General features: G+C 68.9%; 21 protein-coding genes. 12 read left to right on the plus strand and 9 right to left on the minus strand.

Annotated features, from left to right (window positions below; translation table 11 throughout):
* Positions 1 to 221 precede the first annotated feature (221 nt).
* Entirely contained in the window at positions 222 to 4241 is a 4020-nt protein-coding gene (gene otsB, locus NNI01S_RS26005) for a trehalose-phosphatase (RefSeq protein WP_281180690.1), read from the minus strand.
* A 139-nt stretch (positions 4242 to 4380) separates the two neighbouring features.
* On the opposite strand from otsB, the gene NNI01S_RS26010 reads away from it, so the two are divergent.
* From NNI01S_RS26010 to NNI01S_RS26045, 8 genes are all read left to right on the plus strand, one after another.
* On the plus strand, positions 4381 to 5376 hold the full coding sequence (locus NNI01S_RS26010; RefSeq protein WP_063022806.1) for an Acg family FMN-binding oxidoreductase: 996 nt from the start codon (positions 4381 to 4383) through the stop codon (positions 5374 to 5376).
* A gap of 145 nt (positions 5377 to 5521) precedes the next feature.
* Positions 5522 to 5731, plus strand: coding sequence for a hypothetical protein (locus NNI01S_RS26015; protein ID WP_063022808.1), 210 nt, complete (start codon positions 5522 to 5524; stop codon positions 5729 to 5731).
* Between the two features lie 140 nt (positions 5732 to 5871).
* A complete protein-coding gene (locus tag NNI01S_RS26020) occupies positions 5872 to 6879 on the plus strand; it encodes an Acg family FMN-binding oxidoreductase (RefSeq protein WP_063022810.1) in 1008 nt (335 codons plus the stop codon).
* Positions 6880 to 6952: 73 nt separating this feature from the next.
* Positions 6953 to 7837, plus strand: a complete 885-nt coding sequence (locus tag NNI01S_RS33865; RefSeq protein WP_063022812.1) for a DUF302 domain-containing protein — start codon at positions 6953 to 6955, stop codon at positions 7835 to 7837.
* Positions 7838 to 7973: 136 nt separating this feature from the next.
* Positions 7974 to 8630 carry a DUF2267 domain-containing protein gene (locus tag NNI01S_RS26030; protein WP_063022814.1) on the plus strand — a complete coding sequence of 219 codons (657 nt, stop codon included), beginning with the start codon at positions 7974 to 7976 and terminating at the stop codon, positions 8628 to 8630.
* Between the two features lie 200 nt (positions 8631 to 8830).
* On the plus strand, positions 8831 to 9487 hold the full coding sequence (locus NNI01S_RS26035; protein ID WP_063022816.1) for a response regulator: 657 nt from the start codon (positions 8831 to 8833) through the stop codon (positions 9485 to 9487).
* 134 nt (positions 9488 to 9621) lie between these two features.
* Positions 9622 to 11394 carry a GAF domain-containing sensor histidine kinase gene (locus NNI01S_RS26040; RefSeq protein WP_084489317.1) on the plus strand — a complete coding sequence of 591 codons (1773 nt, stop codon included), beginning with the start codon at positions 9622 to 9624 and terminating at the stop codon, positions 11392 to 11394.
* 48 nt (positions 11395 to 11442) lie between these two features.
* Entirely contained in the window at positions 11443 to 12471 is a 1029-nt protein-coding gene (locus tag NNI01S_RS26045) for a methyltransferase (RefSeq protein WP_063022818.1), read from the plus strand.
* Between the two features lie 95 nt (positions 12472 to 12566).
* Here NNI01S_RS26045 and NNI01S_RS26050 read toward each other — a convergent pair whose 3' ends face one another.
* The 8 genes from NNI01S_RS26050 to NNI01S_RS26085 all read right to left on the minus strand — a co-directional run bounded on the left by NNI01S_RS26050 (position 12567) and on the right by NNI01S_RS26085 (position 19054).
* Positions 12567 to 13904, minus strand: coding sequence for a hypothetical protein (locus NNI01S_RS26050; RefSeq protein ID WP_063022820.1), 1338 nt, complete (start codon positions 13902 to 13904; stop codon positions 12567 to 12569).
* Positions 13901 to 14287 (minus strand): hypothetical protein, encoded by a 387-nt coding sequence (locus NNI01S_RS26055; protein WP_063022822.1) that lies wholly within the window; start codon positions 14285 to 14287, stop codon positions 13901 to 13903. The genes NNI01S_RS26050 and NNI01S_RS26055 overlap by 4 nt, the downstream gene beginning before the upstream one ends.
* Positions 14287 to 14475, minus strand: a complete 189-nt coding sequence (locus tag NNI01S_RS26060; RefSeq protein ID WP_063022824.1) for a hypothetical protein — start codon at positions 14473 to 14475, stop codon at positions 14287 to 14289. The genes NNI01S_RS26055 and NNI01S_RS26060 overlap by 1 nt, the downstream gene beginning before the upstream one ends.
* Positions 14472 to 16334, minus strand: a complete 1863-nt coding sequence (locus NNI01S_RS26065; protein WP_063022826.1) for a hypothetical protein — start codon at positions 16332 to 16334, stop codon at positions 14472 to 14474. Before NNI01S_RS26065 ends, NNI01S_RS26060 begins: the two co-directional genes overlap by 4 nt.
* Positions 16335 to 16423: 89 nt before the next feature.
* The gene (locus NNI01S_RS26070) at positions 16424 to 17299 is read right to left on the minus strand and encodes a lysophospholipid acyltransferase family protein (protein WP_063022828.1); all 876 of its coding nucleotides are present in this window, start codon (positions 17297 to 17299) and stop codon (positions 16424 to 16426) included.
* 18 nt (positions 17300 to 17317) lie between these two features.
* The gene (locus NNI01S_RS33870; RefSeq protein WP_063022830.1) at positions 17318 to 18004 is read right to left on the minus strand and encodes a hypothetical protein; all 687 of its coding nucleotides are present in this window, start codon (positions 18002 to 18004) and stop codon (positions 17318 to 17320) included.
* Positions 18004 to 18564, minus strand: coding sequence for a hypothetical protein (locus NNI01S_RS26080; protein ID WP_063022832.1), 561 nt, complete (start codon positions 18562 to 18564; stop codon positions 18004 to 18006). Before NNI01S_RS26080 ends, NNI01S_RS33870 begins: the two co-directional genes overlap by 1 nt.
* Positions 18565 to 18799: 235 nt before the next feature.
* A complete protein-coding gene (locus NNI01S_RS26085) occupies positions 18800 to 19054 on the minus strand; it encodes a hypothetical protein (protein ID WP_157114974.1) in 255 nt (84 codons plus the stop codon).
* Between the two features lie 399 nt (positions 19055 to 19453).
* Between NNI01S_RS26085 and NNI01S_RS26090 the strand changes: the two genes are divergently transcribed.
* The 4 genes from NNI01S_RS26090 to NNI01S_RS26105 all read left to right on the plus strand — a co-directional run.
* The gene (locus NNI01S_RS26090; protein ID WP_084489318.1) at positions 19454 to 20200 is read left to right on the plus strand and encodes a FadR/GntR family transcriptional regulator; all 747 of its coding nucleotides are present in this window, start codon (positions 19454 to 19456) and stop codon (positions 20198 to 20200) included.
* A 3-nt stretch (positions 20201 to 20203) separates the two neighbouring features.
* Complete coding sequence (locus NNI01S_RS26095) at positions 20204 to 20929, plus strand: cache domain-containing protein (RefSeq protein ID WP_157114975.1); 726 nt, start codon at positions 20204 to 20206, stop codon at positions 20927 to 20929.
* A 75-nt stretch (positions 20930 to 21004) separates the two neighbouring features.
* Entirely contained in the window at positions 21005 to 21220 is a 216-nt protein-coding gene (locus NNI01S_RS26100; RefSeq protein ID WP_063022838.1) for a hypothetical protein, read from the plus strand.
* 456 nt (positions 21221 to 21676) lie between these two features.
* Positions 21677 to 23201: amino acid adenylation domain-containing protein (locus NNI01S_RS26105; protein WP_157114976.1), on the plus strand; the 1525-nt coding region annotated here is incomplete at its 3' end.

The following is a 23201-nucleotide window of genomic DNA, read 5'->3' on the forward strand; positions in this document are numbered from 1 at the left end:
GTTTCCCACACCGTTCGCGAACCCGCCCGTGGTCGGTCTGTCGTCACCGACCGAGACATCGCGTGGGGCGCGATCAATCTCGTGGTGGGCGGCGCGCTGTTGCGCGGTGGGCCGCGGACGACGGGTGAGAGGGTCGCGACGGTAGCCGGCGGCGCGCTGATGGCGTTCGGCCTCTCGTACTATTTCGGTCGTCTCGACCCGCACGAAAGGGCCGGTAATCCTCACTCGGTGGCCTCGCCGACCGCGCGCTGACGCGCCACCGGTCCCGCCGCCGAGTCCACCGGCAGCCGGACCGTCTCTCCTGCCGCAAGCCACGTGGTCTGATCGCGGCAGGTGACTTCGATCGGCGGCAACGCGCCGGGATCGGACCTGACCTCCACGCCATCCCCGCTGACGCGGACGGTCAGCCGGTGGCCGCGGTAGATCATCGGGAACGACAGCGCGCCGAGCGACGCGGGCCAGTACGGGCAGAACACCAGGCGATCGTGGCGCAGTTCCATCCCGGTGAAGCAGCGTTGCAGCAGGTCGACGCTGCCCGCCATCGCCGCGAGGTGAATCCCCTCGGCGGTGGTCCCGCCCTGGATGTCGGCGACATCGGAGCCGAGCACCAGATCGAAGAATTCCACGGCGCGATCCCGGTGGGCGCGGGCCAGCACCCACGAATGCACGAGCGCGCTGAGCGTCGAGCCGTGCGAGGTGCGTGCCAGGTAGTAGTCGATGGTCCGCGGAATCATCTCGCCGGGCAGCTCGTATCCGAGATCCCCCAGCAGCTCCCGCAATTCGTCGGCCGACAGCAGATAGAACAGCATCAGCACATCGGCTTGTTTGGCGGCGCGATAGCGGTTGACGTCGTCGCCCTCGGCTTCGAGGATCCGGTCCAGCCGCTGGATGTCACCGTAGCGCGCGCGGTAGTGATCCCAATCGAGTTCGGCCAGTTGCTCGTACCCTTCGAACTGGCTGATGACGCCGTCGTGGAACGGGACGTACATCCGCCGGGCGACCTGCTGCCAAAGTTTCTGCTCCGATGGGCGCACCGACAGGCTCTCCAGCAATTCCGACCGTTCGCGCGGGGCCAGGAGGGCGAGCGCATCGGTGGCCCGCAGAATCACCCAGGCGGCCATCACATTGGTGTACGCGTTGTTGTCGATACCGGCCTCGGGCGCCTCCGGGTAGCCGGAGTGGAATTCGTCGGGGCCGATCACACCGCGGATGGTGTAGCGGCCGCGCGCGGCGTCGTAATCGGCCAGGCTCGACCAGAAGCGGGCGATCTCCACCAGTAGCTCCGCGCCACCCTCGACGAGGAACTCGAGGTCGCCGGTGGCCTGGTAGTACTGCCAGACGTTGTAGGCGATCGCGATCCCGATGTGGTGCGCGCGGCGGCTGGGATCCGGATTCCATCGGCCCGACAGCGGGTTCAGGTGCAGTCGCTGGCTCTCCTCCCGTCCGTTGCTGCCGGACTGCCACGGGAACATCGCTCCGGCCAGTCCCGCTTCCGCGGCCGCTCGCCGGGCCTCGGGCAGACGGCGATGGCGATACCGCAGCAGCGAACGAGTCGAGGTCGGGAAGCGCGGATTCAGCACCGGGAAGACGAACAGATCGTCCCAGAACACGTGACCGCGATAGGCCTCACCGTGCAGGCCGCGTGCGGGCACGCCGACATCGAGATCGGTGGTGTTCGGCGACAGTGTCTGTACGAGGTGCAACAGGTGCAGGCGCACGATCCGGGCCGCCTGTTCGCTGCCTTCGAGGTCGATCCGCAGCCGTGCCCACAGATGCTCCCACGCGAGGGCATGTCCCTCGAACAGATCCGCGTAGTCCTCGACGTCGTCGAGCCAGCGCGCGGCTTCCTCGTCCGATGCGCCGGCCGCCACGTCGCGCCCGGTGAACACGCTGACGATCTTCTCCACGGTCACCGAGCCCCCGCTCGCGAGGACGAGGGTGAGATCGTGTCCGATCCGGCCGTCCTCGTGGAATGCTTCGCATGTCACATCGACCGGCTCTCGGCCGCGGCGCAGGTGGCTGCGGGTCGCGACGGCCACCGGGATCCGCGAGGTGGAGGTCCGCACCGCAAGGAGCGCCGATTTCTCGGACAGGTGCACGGCACGCTCGGTCACCACATGGGCATCCGACAGGTCCCGGTACCGCTGCACCAGCTGATTGCGCACCGAGCCGTCGATCGCCGAGCGGATGGTGAGTGCTCCCGACCAGTTCTCGGCGGTGATCGTCGTCGCCAGCGCTGCGAGGTGCGGGCGATGCATGGCGGCGAAGCGGCGCTGCGTCACCGCGGTGATCCGCCCCGAACGGTCTCTGAAGCGCAAGCGCCGCACCAGTTCTGCGCGGCGCAGATCGAACTCCTGCCGGTAGTCCAGCAACTGCGCCGAATCGGGATCGAACCAGTCGCCCCCTTCGGGCCGGAAGGTCAACGGCAGCCAGTTCGGCACGTTGACCAGGCTTTCGTTGTCGATCACGCGCCCGGCGATCAGGTCTCGGAGGCGGTTGTATACCCCGGCGACATAAGTGCCCGGGTAATGGACCGCCCCCGCCGCACATTCCGGCGCGGCGCCGCGGGTGGCGAAGTAGCCGTTGCCGACCGTGCACAGCGCCTCACGAAGCTTCTCCCGGCTCGGGTCGTAGCCGTCGAAGCTCAGCGTCCAGGACTCCGGTGCGGCGGCCACTGTTTCGGCGCGCAGCCTGCGGGCCAATCGATCGAGGAAGTCGCGGACCCGCTCCGGACCGTCGATCGCGAACCCGGCGGCGGTGTGCCGGTCACCGGTCTCGTCGTGGCGCACCACGATGGCGAGACCGTCGGACCGGACGGCGTCGAAGGCGTCCTCGTCGGTCAGGTCGTCGCCGAGATAGATCGGCAGCACCGGGGCGCTGAGATGGTCGAGAATCCATCGCACCGCGGCGCCTTTGTCCCAGTCCACGTCCGGACGCAGTTCGGCGACGCGCCTGCCGTGAGTCACGCGCAGTCCTGCCGTATGTCCTGCCTCGTGCACAGCTGCGACCACTACCCCGACGTCTGCTGCCGTGACATTGCGGTAGTGGACGGCGACCGCGAAGCGTTTGTGCTCGACCAGGACTCCGGGGATGTCGCGCAGTCGCAGGCGTAGTTCGCCGGCCGCCGCGGCGAGCGCCCGCTCGGCGCCGGGTGCGGCGCCGTGCACATGCCGGGTGCCGTCCGGAGCCATCAGATCGAACCCGTGGCTGCCCGCGTACCAGATGCCGCCGACGCCGACGCGGGCACGCAGATCGGCCAGATCACGTCCGCTGACGACCGCGACCGGGCACTGCGCGGACAGCGCCCGCAGCGCGTCCGCCGCGCCTGCCACGGGCTGCGCGGCGACGGGATCGGCGACGATATCGGCCACTGTGCCGTCGAAATCCAGCAGCACCGCGACGTTACGCGCACCGAGGCGATCCGCTATCCGAGACCATCCCTCGCCGACCTCCGGAACCTCCGACATCCGCCGGAAGCCGCCGCGCAACCGCACCCGGGCGAGGTCGTCGACGACGGCGTCGGCCCCGCACGCCAACAGACGCTTCGAATCGGCCTGCCGGTCGACCCCGATGACCAGAGCGAAACCGCCGCTGCGACCGGCCGCGACGCCCGCCTCGGCGTCTTCCACGACAACCGTCCGATCCGGCTCGGCTCCGAGCAGTCGCACGGCCTCGAACAACATCGCCGGATCGGGCTTGCCCGGCAGGCGCAACCGCTCGGCATCGTTGCCATCCACCCGCACTTCGAACAAGCCCGCGACACCGGCGGCCGTGAGCACCTGCGCGCAATGCCGGCTGGCGGAGAAGACGCCGGTGCCGATTCCCGCGTCGTTCAGGCGGCGAACCAGGTCGGCGGTGGACTCGAACACCCGGACACCGTCCCGCGCGACGCGCTCGAGGAAGAGGCGATCCTTGCGATTACCGAGTCCGCATACGGTTTCGGCCGTCTCCGGGTCGGTGGCGGCGCCCCACGACAAGGCGATGCCTCGCGCGGCGAGAAAGTCCGCCACGCCCTCATAGCGGGGTTTGCCGTCGACGAAGCGCAGGTAGTCGGTCTCGGTGAACGGTGACCGGTCTTGCCCGGCTCCGGCCGGGCGGCTGGTGAGGAAGTCGTCGAACAGTTCTGTCCACGCCGCGGCGTGCATCGACGCACTGTCGGTCACCACCCCGTCCATATCGAAGATCACCGCGTCGTGGCGGCGCGAATCGATCTGCGGCGTTTCCGGCACACCGTTACCCACGAGTCCAGCCTGACCGAGCCGTCGGCGTCTCGTCCAGGGACGAAAGTCCGCAACAGCCGCCGGACATGGGGCCAGCAGCGGCGAAATCGGGGACCAACGACTCCTTTCTCCCCGGCGCCGGACACCTAGCGTCGGCCGTATGAACGAGCTACCCACCGGAGAGACCATCGAGAAGGCCGTCCTCCTCGCCGGCCGGGCGCCGTCGCTGCACAACAGCCAGCCCTGGCACTGGACGTTCGACGGCCACGCGCTACGGCTGTTCGCCGTGCCCGAACGCAGGCTGCCGGCGACCGACACCGCCGGGCGGCAGATGCTGATCAGCTGCGGCATCGCACTGGGCCATCTCCGCGCGGCCATGGCCGCCGACGGTTGGCGGATCCTCGTCGCCCGATTCCCGGACCCGAACCGTCGCACGCACCTGGCCACCATCACGTTCCAACCGGCCGGGTTCGTGTCCGAGGGAGACCGCGCCCGGGCCGACGCGATCCTGCGCAGGCACACCGACCGGTTGCCGTTCGCGGCGCCCACCGAATGGTCCGATTTCGAAACCGTTTTGCGCAGCACCTTCGATCCCGCCGACGCCACCCTGACCGCGTTGGGCGACGACAGCCGCCCGACGTTGGCCCGGGCATCGGAGATGAGCGCGTCGCTGCGCCGCTACGACCCCGGCTATCACGCCGAACTGCAGTGGTGGACAGGGCACATCGTCGCCGACGCGGGGGTCCCCAAGGAAGCTCTGATCTCCGAGCAGGAACGGCAGCGGGTGACCGTGGGCCGCAAGTTCCCCACCGTCGCCGGAGACCGGCGCGAGGACGTCACCGACGACCATTCGGTGATCCTCGTGCTCTCCACCCGCGACGACACCGCCGACGACCTGGTGCGCTGCGGCGAGGTGCTCTCCACGGTGCTGCTGGAATGCACCCTCGCCGGATACGCGACCTGCCCGCTCACCCACCTGACCGAAGTCCCGCAGAGCCGCGCCGCCGTCCGCACGCTGCTCGAAGGCTCCGGGGTGCCACAGGTATTGGTCCGTGTCGGCTCGACACCCGAATCCGCCGAACACCGTCCCCAGACACCGCGCCGCCCGCTCGCCGAGATCCTCGACATGCCCGGGTCCGCCGAGCAGGTGGACTGAGGCCACACCGGCTTCGGGACGTTCGACCTACGCTTTCCGGGCAGCAGGACTCTCCCGTCGGCCCCATCGCTCGAACAAGCTGTGTTCTATGTCACCGCGTCTCATTTTCCGACGCCCGCTCGATACAGCACCGGACCCGGAGGCCGTGCCCCTGGCGGTCCCCGCGGTGGTGATCGCTTCGATCATGCTGCTCGGGATGCTCGTAGCGGCGGTCGTGCTGCTTCCCGCTTGGGCCCGCGACTACGGCGCGATCCTGGTCTACGTCGCCGTCGTGGTCTACGCCGGCCTCGCGTTCCGGCTGCTCTGGTGGGGGGTGGCGATCCTGCGCGCCCGCGTGTCGGAGACCGAGGAGTAGGACGCCGTGAACAACGCCGCCACGGCGCCCATAGCGGCCCGGCTCACCGAGCTGTCGACGGGCGCGAGAGGGACCAAGGGCCTCGCGTCCCGGGCGGAACGCCCGTATCCCCTCGGCGTGGACCGGCGAAGGCTGAAGCCATGACCGCGAACGATGAAGCACCCGCCCGCTCGGTACCCGAGCACCGGGACCTCCTGGCCGCGCTGCGCCTCGCCTCCCGCGCTCCTTCGGTCCACAACACCCAGCCGTGGCGCTGGGTGTTCGACGGCACGCGCCTGCACCTCTACACCGACGCCGACCGCCTACTGCCCTCCACCGACCCGCACGGCCGCCAGCTGGTGATCAGCTGCGGAGCCGTGCTGCATCACGCGCGCACCGCCTTGGCGGACCAGGGCTGGCATACCGACACCACGCGCGTACCCGACCGACAGCGTCCCGACCATCTCGCGGTGATCGAATTCCGGCACTGGCCCGACCCGCCCGAGGCCATCCACACCCGGGCGCTCGCCATCGACCGGCGCCGCACCGACCGGCTGCCGATGACCGAACCGGAAGGCTTCGCCGACCTCCTCCCCCGCCTGCGGATGCTGACCTCCCCGCACGAGGTGGAACTCAGCGTGCTGGACGCCAGCGCCCGTCCCCGGCTGGCCGCCGCCTCGCAGCAAGTCGGCGCACTACGCCGTCACGACCTGCTGTATCAGACCGAATTGGAATGGTGGGCAGGACATGCGGAGAGCCCCGAAGGCGTGCCTGCCTCCGCGCTCGTGTCGGACGCGGAACTCGCCCGAGTCGGCGTCGCACGCGAGTTCCCCCCGGCTCCGCATACGACGCGACGCGCCCGGCTCGACGATCACGCGCAACTGGTGGTGCTCGCCACCGAAGCGGATTCGGTGACGCGATGGCTGCGCACCGGCGAAGCATTGTCGGCCGTGCTGCTGGAATGCACCGCCGCCGGGCTCGCCACCTGCGCGCTGACCCACATCACCGAACTACCCACCACCCGCGGGCTGCTCAACAGCCTCGTCCCCCGCCCGGCGACCTCTCAGGTGCTCCTGCGGGTCGGCACCGCACCCGACGACACGGACACGATCCCGCCAACGCCGCGGCGACCGGTGACGGAGATCCTCACGGTTACGGGACCCCACTGAACCCGCGGGCCCACACCTCCCGCGTTCCCGGCGAAGGCCCGCGCCCGTGACACGACGAATCGAGGATGATGCGATGGAATACCAGGTCGCCCTAGTGGAGTCGGCACCGGAAACGGTGTTGCGGATGCCACGCGAACTCCGTCCCGACCCGAGCCTGCTCGGCGAGGACATCGCCGAGGGAATGCGCGAAGTGTCCCGATTGGTCCGGCATGCCGGGTTGACCGCGAGCGGCGCGCCGACGATCACATTCCGCCACGACGCGCCCGAGGGTGAGTCCGTGGCGGTGGAATTCGGCGTTCCCGTGGAGCCCGCGCCCAATCTGGGGCCGGGTTCCGGCGCGCAAGTGGTGGTCCTGCCGGGGACGCTTGTCGCCCGCACCTGCCATCGCGGCAGCTACCGCGACCTCGGCGCGGCCTATCAGGCGCTGCAGGAGTGGCTGCGCGACGGCGGATACCGGCCGATCGGCCCGCCCACCGAGGCCTATCTGATCGGGCCGGACGAAGTCACCGACCCGCGGCGGCTGCTCACCGAGATCCGGTTGCCGGTCGCCCCGGCCGCGACCGTCGCGACCCGTCTCGACGCCCGGTTCGAAGACGCGATGCGGCGAACCCGAGAAGCACTGCAAGAGGCGGGCCTCACGGTGATCGCCGAAGTCGACCTCCGGTCCACCCTGCTCGAGAAGATCGGCGAGCAGATCGAGAGCTACGCGGTCCTGGTCGTCTGCGACCCCGAGCTGACCTACCGCGCGCTGCTGACCGATCGGCACGCCGGGGCGACGTTCTCGTGCGTTGTCGTGGTGCGCTCGGCCGACACCGGCACGCTGGTCGAGGCCGCCGATCCCGAACTGCTGGTCTGTGTCACCGCACAACCGGGATTGCGTTCCCTTGCGGGTGACATGCGGCGGCGGCTCGCCGCCGCATTGAGCGGTCTTCGCGATTCGGCGCCCGCGCCGACGTGATCAGCCGCGGTGTGACCATGGTCCCGGCGGTGCGGGTACGACGCCTCTCACCGGTCCGGGACCGGGCGAGAAGTCTCGTCGATAGGGAACGGGAAAAGCCCGATCAACCACGATTCACCCGGGAAAGGCACACGTCATGAGCTACCACCGCGACCCTCTCGCACCCGCGGTGCACACCGCGCACGAGTGGCTGCGCACTCTGACCGACGGACTCGCCACCGAAGACCGGGCATTCGCGCACCGGGCGCTGCGGGCGTGGCTACACACCGTGCGTGACCGCATCGGTGTCAACGCGGCCGCGCACCTGAGCGCCCAACTGCCCGAACTGCTGCGGGGAATCTTCTACGAGGGCTGGGTACCCGCGCACGTCCCCGTCGCGCACGACGTGCCCTCGTTCCTCGATCAGTTCGCGCGGGAAGCAGGCGTCTCCCACGACGAGGCCTATGCGCTCGCGGGCGCGGTGACCGACGCGCTGGCCGATCTGTTCTCGCCCGGGCAACTCGATCACGTGTTCGCGTTGCTGCCGGAGGACCTGCGCACGGTACTGCGCGGCACCGCACTCGCGGGGACCTTGCAGGACGCGGCGCCCGTCACACAACCGGAATCCTCTCGTCTCGACGAAGTCGACGCCCGGCTCCAGGCATTGACCGACGCGGTGGCGGTGCTCGCCCACAGCCTCGAAGGACTTTCCGGTGGGGCGCCATCCGACTCTGCGCAGGTATCGGCCGCCCAGCAAGTCAACCGGATCCTCATCGGCGAAGGACTCACCCGCTCCGACGCACCGACGCCTTGACTCGATCACTACCGGGCCTCCGGCATCCCGCCGCGCCGAATTGATTTCTCCGCGCGGCGCGCTGGTCCCGCCGCTGAGGTGACCACGCCCGCGCGAACCCGAGGTTCCGCGGCCACGCCGGGAAAGGACTTTGGTCCGTACCGGGCCACCCGCCCGGTGCGTAGTGTCGACTCCACACCTGCTCCCGGATTGGACACTCGATGATCACGGTGTTTCTGGTCGACGATCACGAGATCGTCCGCCGCGGCCTCGCCGACCTGCTCTCCGGCGACCCGGAGTTGTCCGTGGTCGGCGAAGCCGGGAATGTCGCCCAAGCCATCGCCCGCATCCCCGCGCTGCGACCCGACGTCGCCGTTCTCGACGTGCGCCTGCCCGACGGCAACGGCATCGAACTGTGCCGCGAACTGCTGTCGCGGCTCGACGATCTGCGCTGTCTTATCCTCACCTCCTTCACCGACGAACAGGCCATGCTGGACGCGATCCTCGCCGGAGCCAGTGGCTATGTCGTCAAGGACATCAAGGGCATGGAGCTGGCCGAAGCCATCAAAGAAGTCGGCGCGGGGCGCTCACTGCTGGACAACCGCGCAGCCGCCGCATTGATGCAGCGACTACGGGCCAACACCCACCACGACGGTCCGCTGGCGGCGCTCACCGACCAGGAACGCAAACTTCTCGACCTGCTCGGCGAAGGACTGACCAACCGCCAGATCGCTCAGCGCATGTTCCTCGCCGAGAAAACGGTGAAGAACTACGTATCCCGCCTGCTGGCCAAGCTCGGTCTGGAACGGCGCACCCAGGCCGCGGTCTACGCCTCCAAACTCCGGTCCCGGTCGCCCGGCTCCACCCTCGACTTCTGAGCGTCGACGTCAGGCGCTCACCCGGCCTGGTTCGGCGGCGAGCCGGGTTCCGGCCGCTTCGACGGCGAGCAACGCGCGGCGTTCCGCTCCTCGTCGGCGTTCATTTCCGGAACCAGGTGAAATATTGTGGAGCTATGGCGAACAGCCGCGCCGACGGCGTTCCGGAAGCAGCGCAGACGACTGATTACGCGTCGGCCGAGACCTATTCGGTGCGTGACACGCTCTCGCAATTGCGGCTGCGCGAGCTGCTCGGCGAGGTCAAGGATCGCATCGAGCAGATCATCGACGCCCGCGACCGGATGGACGGCCTGGTCGAGGCCATGCTCACCGTCACCTCCGGCCTCGATCTCGACCGCACCTTGCGCACCATCGTGCACACCGCGATCTCCTTGGTCGACGCCCGTTACGGCGCGCTGGGCGTCCGCGGCCACGACCAGCAGCTCACCCAGTTCATCTACCAGGGCATCGACGAACCCACCCGCGAGCGGATCGGCGACCTCCCACAAGGCCATGGCGTGCTCGGGCTGCTGTTCAGCCAGCCCAAGCCCATCCGGCTGGACAACCTCGCCGATCACCCCTCCTCGGTCGGCTTCCCGGCCCACCACCCGCCGATGCGCACCTTCCTCGGCGTGCCCGTCCGGATCCGGGACGAGGTGTTCGGCAACCTGTATCTCACCGAGAAAGCAGGCGGGCAACCATTCACCGAAGACGACGAGGTCATCGTCCGGGCGTTGGCGGCTGCCGCCGGTATCGCCATCGACAACGCCCACCTCTACGAATCCGCCCGCACCCGCCAAGCCTGGATCGAAGTCACCCGCGACATCACCACCGAATTCCTCGCGGGCACCGCCACCGACCACGTCCTGACCCACCTGGTCGAGGCCACGCAGCGGCTCACCGGCTCCGAGCGGACCTTCCTGGCGGTCGTCCCGGATCCGGAGAGCCCGCCCGAAGAGATCACCGAACTCTTGATCACGCACGCCGCGGGCGCCTCACATGACCAGGGGCTGCTCGAGTTCCCCTTGGGGGACACCACGATCGGCCGAGCGTTCCGGCAGCGTTCCCCACAGCGGGTGGACGACGCGCGCCGCGCCGATCTCGGCAAGATCTTCCCCGACGCCGGACCCGCCCTGGTGCTGCCGATGCAGACCTCCGATTCGACCGTGGGCGTGCTGGTGGCGCTGCGCGCGGCGGAATCGGCGCCCTACGACGACGAGATCCTCGCGCTGACCGCCGCCTTCACCGACCAGGCGGCGCTGGCGATGCAACTGGCCGACGCACAGCGGCGCGTGCGGGAACTGGACATCCTCTCCGACCGCGACCGCATCGCCCGCGACCTGCACGACCACGTCATCCAGCGACTGTTCGCCGTCGGGCTGAGCCTGCAGGGCACCGTTCCCCGCACCCGCGTCCCCGAAGTGCGCGAACGCGTCACCGACGCCATCAACGACCTGCAAGACGTCGTCCAGGAGATCCGCACCTCGATCTTCGACCTGCACGGCGGCGACGGCCACAGCACGCGAGTACGCCAACGCATCGAGGAAGCCATACGTCAGCAGACCGCCCCCAGCGATATCCGCACTTCCGTGCGCATCAGCGGTCCGCTCTCGGTGATCGACCCGGAGCTGGCCGATCACGCCGAAGCCGTTGTGCGCGAAGCGGTCAGCAACGCCGTACGTCATTCCGGCGCGGAATCGGTTTCGGTCGAGATCACGGTGGCCGACGACCTCACCGTGGTCGTGGAGGACGACGGATGCGGCGTGCCGACCGACGTCACCCCGAGCGGTCTGTCGAACCTGGCCCGGCGTGCCGAGGAGGCGGCCGGGACATTCACCGTCGCCGCCGCTACCGGCCCGGACGGGAGCCCTACGGGCACCCGGCTGCGCTGGCAAGTGCCGCTGCGCTGATATCGCAGCCCAGGTGGAAGATCAGCTGCCGTCGAGCAAGGAGACGCCATGGCGGAGGAGTCGGCCGAGTGGGGTGGGGCGCTGTGGTCGGCCGCCGACCTCGTGACCCCGATGGCGATCCGGGTGGCGGCGACATTGCGGCTGGCCGACCACATCGCCGCCGGGCTACGGACCATCGACGCGCTCACCGCCGTGGTGGACGCGGACCGGGATGCGCTGGGCCGCCTCCTGAACCATCTGGTGGCCGCCGGGGTGCTGTCTCGTGCGGGCGCCGGCGCGTACGGCCTGACGGAGTTGGGTGAGCGCCTGCGTGACGATCATCCGGAAGGAGTGCGGCGCTGGATCGATCTGGAAGGCGCCATCGGACGCGCCGATCTGTGCTTCGTCGAGCTGTTGCACGCCGTTCGCACCGGTGAACCGGCGTTCCCGCGCCACTTCGGCCGGCCGTTCTGGGACGATCTGTCCACCAACCCCGCGCGAGGCGCGTCGTTCGACGCGCTGATGGGCGCCCGCCTGGTGGAGGACGCGCCCGCGGTGGCCGCGGCCTACCCGTGGGGAGCACTCGGTCACCTGGTCGATGTGGGCGGCGGCGCGGCCGGCTTGCTGATCGCCATCCTGCGCGCCCATGGCGAACTGCGCGGGACAGTCCTCGATCTGCCCGGCCCGGTGGCCCGGGCGGAACAGGCCATCGCCTCGGCCGGCCTGGCCCACCGGGCCCGCGCGCAGGTCGGCAGCTTTTTCGATCCGCTTCCCGCCGGAGCGGGCGGCTATCTGCTCTCGGGCGTCCTGCACGACTGGGACGACGACGCTGCCGCCCGGATCCTGCGACGCTGCGCCGACGCGGCCGCGGACACCGGCACGGTGCTGGTCCTCGACCACATCGGCGAGGGCGGCGCAGGCGCACCCGACACCGAAGGAGACCTCCGGATGCTCTGCTACGTCGGCGGCCGGGAACGCACCCTCGACCAGCTGCGTGCACTGGCCGCATCGACCTGCTTGCAGATCGTTTCCGTCGTGCCTGCCCGCTCCCGCTCGCTCATCGAGCTACGCCCCTCGCCCCGAACCAGTCCCGAATAGCACCGGGACGACCCGGCGAAACGGTAGGGCGAGCGGCCGTAGTCAGCTAGCGCAGTCGGCACGAATGCGGTGTACCGCAGCGGATGCGCAGACCCTCATGACTCGAACAATAGGTACAGGCCGGTGAAGGTGAAGCCGACCATGGTCAGCATCAGGGCCAGTTGCCCGGTGACCCGATGTGCCCGCGGCAGCAGTCGCAGGCAGCGGTCGTGCGCGGCGGCGACCCCGAGGATGTGCCCGAGCACCACGGCCAGCACTTTGATCGTCCCGAGCGCCGCGGGGTGAGTGGACAGGATGTAGGCGACGTCGCGGTCGGCGAGCCCGGCGAGATTCCATTCCCGTCCCAGCGGATCCGCGAACAGGAGCACCGTCGCCTGGCCTTTCTCGACCAGGAATGTGAGGTAGTGGGCGACGAGATAACCCGCGACGATCGGGGTCAGGCTGTGTGCGAGGCGTGCCGGAAGACGTCGGCGCTCGGCTTCGGACATGCCTCCGGTCGCCCGGGCGGCGGCGCGGAAAGCGCCGCCGACGACGACGATGAAGCCGAGCAGGCCCACCGTGTTCAGCACGGCCGGAAGGAACTCGGATCCGCTGGTCCCGGCATCGGCCAGCAGTCCGCGCCAGGAAGGAAACGCGGTGAAGCTGTCGAACGCGGTCGAGCCGAGCAGGGTGGCGGCCACGGCCACCGCGCCGATCCGGGCCGGAGTGCCCGCCAGGTTGTTCAACGGCGATCGCAGCACCGGTTCGCCGGTTTCGCGACGCCCGAACGGGCTGAGCCTGCCCAGCAGACTGCTGTACACCTCCAGCGGGTCGGCGCGCTCCGCCCATATGCTGCCGCACACGATCAACCCCGTCGTGTTCACGACGAGGTACGCCACCAACCAGGTGGTCACGGCGGCCACCGAGCCCGGTTCCGGATAGGCGAGTTCGAGCCACACGAAGGAGAACAGGCCGAGCACCGCGGGCCACTGCCCCCAGGAACTGGGATAACGAATCCAACCGTGGCCGGGCGGACGGCGCCACACCAGGCAGACGGCGCGATGCATCGCTCGTGCCGGGGACAACACCCGCCAAACGGGGCCGGCGACCAGTGAGACGACCATGACTCCGACCCACAGGAAGATGTAGACGAAGCCGGGAACGGGATTGCGCGCCGGATCGGAAGGACCGAACAGACCGATCGCGACGACGGCGAGGGTGACGGCCATGCTGACCACCGAAATCGCGACCCGCACCACCCTGGCGTCCACGACGGCCCGCACCGGGGCCGGGAGCTGGTACCCCGGTGATCGTGGCTCCAGTCGCGGTTCGCGCCAGGCGAGCACCAGCACCGCGAACGAGAACGTCAAGGCCCAGGCGGCGCCGACGAGCGCGTACGACAACGGGATCGGCAGGTCGGTGGCGCCGCCGATACCGTGGGCGAGAACCGTCATCCGCGCACGAGCAGCGTCGCCACCGTGCGACGGGCGTGGTGCAGTTCGATCTCCACCCGCCCCGGCACGTCCACGGTGAAGCGGAACCGCTGGCCGGCGCCCGGGGTGATCGCGAAGGTGTGCTCGGGCGCGGCGTGGACATGCAGTTCGTCGTCGGTGTCGCTGTCGACCACGACCTCGATCGGTCGTCCCACGCGCGTCTCCAGGCGGGCGTCGGCCGGGCTCACCGAGCCTGCGGCGATCCGCACGGCGACGACGAGCGCGTCCGAGTCTCCGGTCGGCACGCTCGCCGCGGGGGCGGTGGTGGGATCGGTCGAGGCGCATCCGGTCACGAGCAGACCACTCAGCAGCACGAGCGCGCCCCAGCGGCGCACGGACGCCATCATTCCTCCTTGTCCGCGCCGCGCTCGGACGGCGAACCGGGTGCCCGATCGCGTTCCTCGGCGCGCCGATCTCGCAGCGCGATGACAACCACGATGGCGACCAGGACCAGCGCGGGCAGGAAGGCCGGGATGGCGAGCAGGATCGAATGATCGGCCAGCACATCCACGCCGTCGGGGGTCCGGGTCATCGCGACACCGCCGGTTCCGCCTCGGCCGTGCGGCCGACACGCGGATACCGATCGTTGATCCGCGCCGCACCCCAGGAGAGCGCCGCGACGAGGACGAGGCTGCATACCAGCACGACCAGCGAGGCGGCGCCGAACAGCCAGGACGGGTAGTCGAAGGAGCGCTCCCGCTGCAGGACGGAGATCTCGCCGATGAACGGGCGGGTGAACGAGGCAAGAGCGGGAATCTCTTCCACGCCGATGCCGGGGTCGGCCGCCATGAAGATCGGCGCGGCGGTCAGGACACGCCCGTCCTGCAGCCGCAGGACTGTCTTCCAGGAGCCATGGGCCGGAACGGGTTCGGTGGAGACGTAGTGCCCAGGACCGACGCGCTGCAGGCGGTCGACGACCAGACCCCGGCCGGGACTGTCCGAGCCGATCCCGCCCTGCCAGGACAAGATCTGCATCCATTCGGGATCGGAGCCGACGAGATCGGGGGGCGTCACGCGGACGTCCGCGAGCACCATCCGGCCCTCGGGCCCCGGCTCGGCGTCGCGCAGTGTGACCGTGGCGGTGGCCTGCTCCGGCACATCGATCAGCAGGCCGTTGGCCGTCGTGGCCGCCACGATGAGGACCGCGGCGACCATCAACCCGCGTCGCACCGGCGGGCGGGGCAGCGGTTCGCCGCGCAGCGTCATCGCCAGCAACGCGCCGACGACACCGCCCGCGATGCCGGTGGGGACGGCCATCGCGAGCAGCTCCGGCCACATCGCGGTGGGCCACGGATTGACGAACATCGCGCGGACCCAGAGGGATTCGAGCCACAGCCCGACCGTCGCGATCCCCAGTCCGCACACCGCGCCCCACCAGATCGGCCGGCGGGTTAGCGGCAGCAGCGCGAGCAGTTCCACCACGACCGCACAGCCCAGATACAGCGGGAAGACATTGCGCGGCGCGTCCATGATCGGGCCGCCGACCAGCACGGCCACCACGGTACGGACCGCGGCGGCGAAACCCACCACCACCAGGGTGCTCAACGGCCCCAGTCCGGCGCGAGCGGCGACGAGGCAGACGGCGGCCGCGGCGGCGATCAACATCGGCTGCAGGACGAGCCGGAATTGCTGCACTCCGAAGTCGAATTCCACTTGGAAGACCGAGAGCCCGATGAGCAGGCCGCCGAAGGCGAAGGACCGCAACAACCACATCAGCCTGCCGTCGGCGCGGTCCGGCTCGGGCCGGTTGTGCCTGCCCTCGAACTCCAGCAGCAGCACGCCGACCAGCGACAGACCGGCACCGCCGATGAGCATCAGATGCGTCGGCCCCCAGAGCGTGACATCCTGCCCGAACAGCCGATGCCAGACGTCGTCGAGCGGGAAGCCGATCAAGGCGTAGAGGCCGGATCCCGCGATCAGGATGCCGCCGACAGGTGCGTACCAGGTGCGGGTGATGCGCACCGCAGCAGCGCCGGGCTTGTCGTCCAGTGGCAGCACGATCGCTGACATCCCCGCGGTGAACAGGAAGAACAAGCCCGCCAGGATGAAATAGTGCGCCGGGTTGGCCAGTGGTCCGTTGTCCCTGCCGTTGCCGACGTGCAGACTGACGTCCCAGATGAAGCCCAGCAAGGCGGTCAGGATCGTCGCGAGGAACATCGCGAGCGGCAGGGCGACCCAGCCGGGGCGGTTGAACAGTCGTCCCAGGCGGTCGGCGAGCCGCTGCAGCCAGGTGATCCGGCGGGTGCGATGCAAATAGCCGATCCACAGCAGCACGAGGGCGACGAGCCCGGCAGCGCCGGTCATGATCGCCACCTGATCCAGCGCCGCTCCGCCGCCCTCGGTGCCCGGTGCGGCAAGCCATGCGACCGTTTCATGCGCGGCGTCGCGCATGGGAGACCTCCATCACACGAAATGGATATATGTTACGAACGGTACCATGAAATTGGGCGGAGTAGCCGGAAATCGCCCGGCGAACCCCATCAGCCGACGATCGGCAGGGAGCGTTCCTCGTCCAGCCTGGTCAGCGCGCCCTGCATGATTCCGGTGACATGCTCGTAGGCCGCCTCGAGGTCCAACTCGGCACCGCAGGCGGCCCGCAGATCGATCGGGTCGAGGAACTCGACAGTGATCTTGCTGGGCAACGGCAGATGTCCGGCGAGATCACCGATGTCCAAACCCCAAGGGAGGGCGATCGAGATCGGGAAGACCTTCAGTCGCAGCATCCGGTCCAGCCGCAGCAGGCGGGCGATCCGGTCGCCACGGGTGAGCACCAACTGGGTCTGCTGCGCACCGATGTTCACCACCGGAACGATCGGCACCCGCTCCTTCCAGGCCAGGCGGAGAAAGCCGGTGCGCCCGGCGAAATCGACGCGATCCTCCTCCCAGGTCGGTCGGTGCACCTCCCAGTCGCCGCCGGGATAGACCAGCACCACCGCGCCGTCGCGCAGCGCTTGCTCGGCGTTACCCGGGTCGGCGTTCACCGTGCCGAAGCGGCGCAGCAACGAGCCGATCACCGGGTAGGCCATCACCATGTCGTGAGCCAGCTGGAAGAAGGGCCGGTGCGGGCCGAAACGGCGGACGAACGCCAGAGTGGTCACCAGGACCTCCGGCGACACGTTTCCCCCCGAGTGGTTGCCCACCAGCAAGACCGGCCCCTCCGCGGGAATCCGTTCCAGGCCACGCACCTCCGCCCGGAAATAGAGACGGACCAACAACCAGCCGATGCCCATGGTGTCGGCGATGAACGCAGGGTCGCGATCGGCGGGGTCGGCGGTGGGAACCCTTGCCTTCACCTGCCCGGCGATCCAGTTCGCCGCCTGGTCCACCGTTCCGGCGGCCCGTCGAAAGACGCTCATGGACAACAACTTCCGCGGCTAGCCGCCGATCGAGAGCAGCTGGTCGAAGAACGACCGGTACCCGCGCAGGGCCTGCCGGAGACCTTCGGTGTCGGACGTGTCGCCGCGCCGCTCGTCGAGTTCGCGTTTGCGCTGCTCGTAGGTGGTGGTCAACTGGTGAATGATGTCGCCGAGCAGTTCGTCCGCCCGGCTGACGGCGTCGCGCGGACTGTCCACGAAGGTGACCTGGACCTCCCGCCACTGCGTGCGGAGGCGATCGCGGTCGGTTTCGGCGAACAGCGGCACCGGCCGGTCTTCCGCCGCGTCGGCCTGGGTGATGCCGCCGCCGGTCGCCGGGCCCGAGGGAACCGCTCGGCCGGACGTCCCGGCGCCGCGCCCGGCGTCGTCGACGAGTTCGGGGCGTTCGGTATCCGCCGCGCGCTGCCCTGCCGAAGCGTTCTCGCGGATCGACTGGGCTTCGCCGGTCCCCTGAGCGGGCGTTTCGCCGGTGGTCCGGGCCTGCCCGGCATCCTCGACCGAAGCGGGGTGCACCGGCCGCTCGGCGTCGCGCTGTGCCGCACCGGGCTCACCGGCCGGCTCGGCTACGGGACCACGGCCGGTCTCGGCGGTCCTGTCGTATCGGGACTCGGCGCGGGTCTCCCCCGCCTTCACCGAATCCTGCTGTGCCTCAGTGGTATCGGTCCGTCGCTCGGACTCGGTGCTCATTACTTCACGTCCTTCTCCCCCTGGCCGGCCACGCCGACCAGGTCCTGAAACAGTTCCCGGTAGTGCACGATCGCCGAGCGACGATCCTCGGTGGATACCGCGCTGCCCGCGGGGCGGGTCGCGATATCGTGGGCGGCGCGATAGTGGCCCAACGGCTCGGCGTGCTCGACGGAAAGATCCGCCAGCTGCTGCTCGTAGTTCTCCGTGGGATAGCCGCGCTCGGCCATGATCGTGGTGACGAGGCGGTCGGCTTCGGTCAACGCCCCGGCTGGGTCGTCGATGAATCGTTCCTGCACCTCTACCCAGCGGGTGGAATAGACCCGCTTCTCATCGTCCGACAGTTCGCGTAAGCGCAACTGCGCATGCCTGCGTTCGCGTTCGGCGAGTTCCCGCTCCGCGGTCTTGCGGTCGTCACGTTCCTGGACCGTCCGGTCGTACTCCGGTCCGAACCTGCGGCGTAGTCGCTGTCTGCGCAGCGCAGGCCACACGAGGAACGCGACAAGGGCTGCGAGGACGACAACGGCGATGACGACGATGATCACCCATACTCCAGTCGACATCTGAACCTCCTTGTCGAGCTTTCGCTGGGGTAATGCCTCCTCACGGTGGTTCCAAACACCTGTTCGTCAAAGGGGTTCGACAAAGGCCGACGGGCCGGCCGGACCGCTGCAAGGCGATCCGGCCGGCCCGTCGGACGGGTGGCGTGAGGTCAGCGCACCAGTGCCGGGCGCTTGCTGTCGACGCGCCAGCCCGGCACGACGCCTGTCGCGACGGGCACTGTTCGAGCGCGCGGGCTCACGCCCATGCGCGCTGCGCGCACAGGGGCAGCGGCGGGATGAGTTTCGCCCAGAACTCGCGGCGCACCGCATCCCACAGCCTCGTCAATTCCGGGAGAAGTTCGCGCGCCTGCGCGAGATCGGGGTAGTTCCCCGGGCCGAAGGAGGCAACCGGCGAGGCATCACAGGCTTTGTCCACGGCCACGATCGCAATCAGGTGGTGCTGGACGAAACGCCACGTCACACGTACTCCGTCGACTTCCGTGTGGTGCATATCAGCCGTCCTCCGCGCCCTGGCGCCGTCTACTCCGCGAGGGCCGACCACAGATGGACGGCGCTACTCCGCTCTGCCCCGAAGCGTCGGGCGACGACACGCCACGGTCGCGGCGCTCCCGCAGTGGGCGCTCGCTATGGCTGCTCTGACTCTCGAACATGAAGAATTCCTGCTTCGATCGTGACACCGACGCGTCCGGGTGCCCTGGTGGGCAGCTTCACGACCTATAACATAAGACATTAGATTTCATAGTTCAATGGGGAGCGGGCAACGATTGCGTCGCGTTCACCGCCGACCGCTGCCGACCGGGCCGTCAGCGCTGGTGTACCTCTAATTTCAGAGTTCATATTTCAAGTGTTCGTGACTAGGATCGAGTCACACCCCCAGCGAGGAGTCGCGTTGTCCAAGCAGGAGAGCGCCGGTCTGACCGCTCTCGGCGCCGTGTTGTCACCGCTCGAGGGCGGTGGCCCGAAAACCGAGGCCGTGGTGCAGCGCCTGTGCGCAGCGATCAGCCTCGGCCTCATGGCCGATGGCCAGCAGTTGCCGAGTGAGACCGAGCTCGCCAACCAACTCGGTGTATCGACGATGACCCTGCGGGAGGCGCTGGCCGTGCTCCGGCAGCGCGGCATCGTGCACACCAAGCGCGGACGCGGCGGGGGCAGCTTCATCCGCGGTGCGGCGGACGCCCTGGAAGGCGCCTCGGTCGCGCGGTTGCAGCAGATGAGCATTCAGGAGTTACGCGACCTGGGCGACGAACACTTCGCCGTCACCGGAGCGGCTGCCGTGTTCGCCGCGCGCCGCGGGGTGCGGGCCGATATAGCCCGGCTCCGGTCCCTGGCCGATCGGCTGAAAGACAGCAGCGAACCCATTTCGGCGCGCCGGGCCGACAGCCGCTTTCATATCGAGATGGCGGTATGCGCGCAATCCACCCGGCTGACGCGCGCGCAGGTCGCTCTGCAGGCCGAACTCTCCGCCTTACTCTGGTTGCCCCGGCTGAATCTCGATCCGGCGACCGAAGCGGTCGCTCATCGCGATCTGGTGGACGCCATCGAAAGAGAAGACGACAACCGAGCGAGAGAACTGGCAGAATCGCAAATCGAATCACGCATCCGCCGCCTCGTCGCCCTACGCTTGGAGCTCAGTTGATCGATGAGGGATACCGATAGCTTCTCCACTCCGGTGACCGTCGAGTCGCTCGCCACCGCCGTCACAGAACTCGCCGACGAGGTCTACCGTTCACTCGGGACCATCGGGGCCGAGCTGGCAGCACTATGGGAAGGCTTGACCGAGAAGCCGCGGCACCCGCCCCGCTCGACCGATCTGGCACCACTGCGCGACATCATCGTCGGCGAACTCGAGCGACGCGGAAAACTGTTCGAAAGCGCGGGCGTGGTGATGGCCGACGCCGCTCTCGCGGATCGCCCCCGGTACTTGGAATGGTGGTTTCTCGACACCCAGCGCGGCCCGCAACGTCTCGTCCTGGAATTGAATCCGCAGAACGAGTACTTCTACGACTACACGGTCATGGAATGGTTCGAGATCCCCCGCGATCAGGCACGTCGATGGGTGCACGGGCCCTGCCTCGATTACGCGTGTACCGATCAGTACGTCTGCACCTTCGCGATACCGGTCACGATCGGATCCGGCGCTTTTCTCGGAATCGCCGGCGCCGACGTTCCGGTCGCATCGATCGAGGAGGTCCTCCTTCCGCGGTTCCGGGCATTCGATTCGCGGGTGGTGCTGGTCAACAGCGAGGGCCGCGTCATCATGGGAACCGATCCCGAATTCACCACGGGATCAAAGACGAGCCGGATGAACCCGTCCACCGCGGCGGTGCCGATCGAAGCGATGCCGTGGTCGTTACAGCCGCTGTGACCCCCTGAAGCGGCCGGTGCGCCCCGATGAATGGGGTCGTGCGGCGCGGTGGCATTCGCCGAATACTCATGTCCCATGAAGGCGATCACCGCGGGCATCCTTGTGACGGCCACACTCCTCGCACCGCTATCGACAGCGTCCGCCGCGCCGCTCGAACGGCACGCGACCATCGCGGATACCGGGTCGGCCTCGACCGGATCGGCCACCCAAGCGCTGTGCCTGCTGCTGCGCATGTTGCGCGCCGGATACGTCGACAGTTCGGGCGGCGGTCCGGCCTGCACGTTCCCCTGACGCCGCGGGCGGCGGCCGATACCGGCGCGGCTCCAAGGCCGTGGTGGCCGAGACACGGTCACCGACCTTCTGGTACGGCCCGGACGCCGCCGAGACCGTCTCCTGCGGCCGACATCTCGGACGCACGCCGCGCCTCGTCCCATTCGGCGCGAGAGTTCTCGTGCGCCGTACAGGCGGGCCAGTCGAGGCGCATCATGGGGGTCTGCGCTGCATTTCAGCACCTGGTCGGCGAAAGATGTGAAACACAGCATAATTCGCCCGGTGCTGCAGTATGCCGTGCCGTGGGCAGGTGACCGGCTGTGTACTGTCCCCCGACGGGGGCAGAGGGTCCGGTGCTTCTCACGAGAGGAGCACCGGTCTGTCTGCGACACCATTGCGAGCCAGTAGCGAGGTTGTGGGTTGGATCGATGGTGTTCGGCCGTGGGCCGGCGCCACCTGAGTGAGAAAGCACGGGAAATGAAGATGGACCGCCGTTCCGCGCGTGGAAACCGCCGTCGCCGTTCCGGCGGTCTGCTCTTCGGGCAGCTGCTCACCGCCGCGGTCGAATCCGCCGCCGATACGGTCGCGATCCGGTTCAGTCCGACAGGCGATTCCGCCGATACCGTCGAGCTGACCTATCGGCAGCTCGACGAATCGTCGTCGCGGTTGGCGCGAGAACTGATCGACCGGGGACTCGGGCCCGGCGACGTGGTGGCCATCGGCATTCGGCGCTCCCTCGAGTCGGTGCTGTCGGTGTGGGCCGTGGCCAAGACGGGCGCCGCCTACGTGCCGATCGATCCCACCTACCCGTCCGAGCGCATCGCCTACATGGTCTCCGATTCCGGAGCCGCGCTCGGTCTGACCACATCCGCCTACCGCTCCGCGCTGGGCACGTCCATCCCATGGATCGAACTCGATGATCCGCAGGCTCAGGAGCGAATCGCGCGACAGCCCGCGCACCCGGTCTCCTACACCGATCGGGTCCGCCCGCTGGACGAGCGGCACCCGGCCTATGTCATCTTCACCTCCGGCTCCACCGGCCGGCCCAAGGGCGTCGTGGTCACCCACTCCGGTCTGGGTGCGATGGTGGCCTCCGAACGGGAGCGCTACGACGTCGCCGAAGGCTCACGGGTGATGCACATCTGCTCGCCGAACTTCGACGTGTCGGTGCTGGAACTGCTGCTCGCCTTCGCCACCGGATCCACCCTCGTCATCGCGCCGCCGACGGTGTTCGGCGGGTTCGAGCTCGCCGAACTCCTTCAGCGCGAACGCGTCACCCATATGCTGATCACGCCCGGCGCGCTCGAATCGGTCGATCCGGCGGGTCTCACGGACCTGCGCGTCGTCATGGTCATCGGCGACCGGTTCGGCCCGCACCTGGTGAACCGGTGGAGCGGCGCCGGGCGCGCGATGATCAACGGATACGGTCCCACCGAGGCCACGGTCATCGCGACCAGCAGCGCACCGCTGGTGCCGGGCGAGACGATCACCATCGGCAACGCCATCGCAGGATTCGGCCTCTTCGTGCTGGATTCCCGCTTGCGCCCGGCCCCGGCCGGAGTGGTCGGCGAACTGTATCTGTCCGGCCCCGCCCTGGCACAGGGTTATCTGCACCGGCGCGGCCTCACCGCAGCCCGCTTCGTGGCCAATCCGTTCGGCGCGGAGGCCGGGCATCCGGGTTCACGGATGTACCGAACCGGCGACTTGGCGCGCCGCCTGGGCACAGGCGGCATCGAGGTCCTCGGTCGCTCGGACTTCCAGGTGAAGGTCCGCGGTTTCCGCGTGGAACTGGGCGAGATCGACGACGCGCTGAGCCGCCATCCGGATGTCGAATTCGCGGTGACACTGGGCAAGCGGCAACCGAACGGTTTGACCATGTTGGTGTCCTACGTGCTGCCCAAGGAGGACGCAGCTGGAATCGACACCGCGTACGACACCACCGCGCTTTTCGACTTCATCGCCGAGTCGCTGCCCGCGTACATGATTCCCGCCTCGATCATCG

Source organism: Nocardia niwae NBRC 108934 = DSM 45340, from assembly GCF_001613465.1.
In the GTDB taxonomy this organism is placed as follows: domain Bacteria; phylum Actinomycetota; class Actinomycetes; order Mycobacteriales; family Mycobacteriaceae; genus Nocardia; species Nocardia niwae.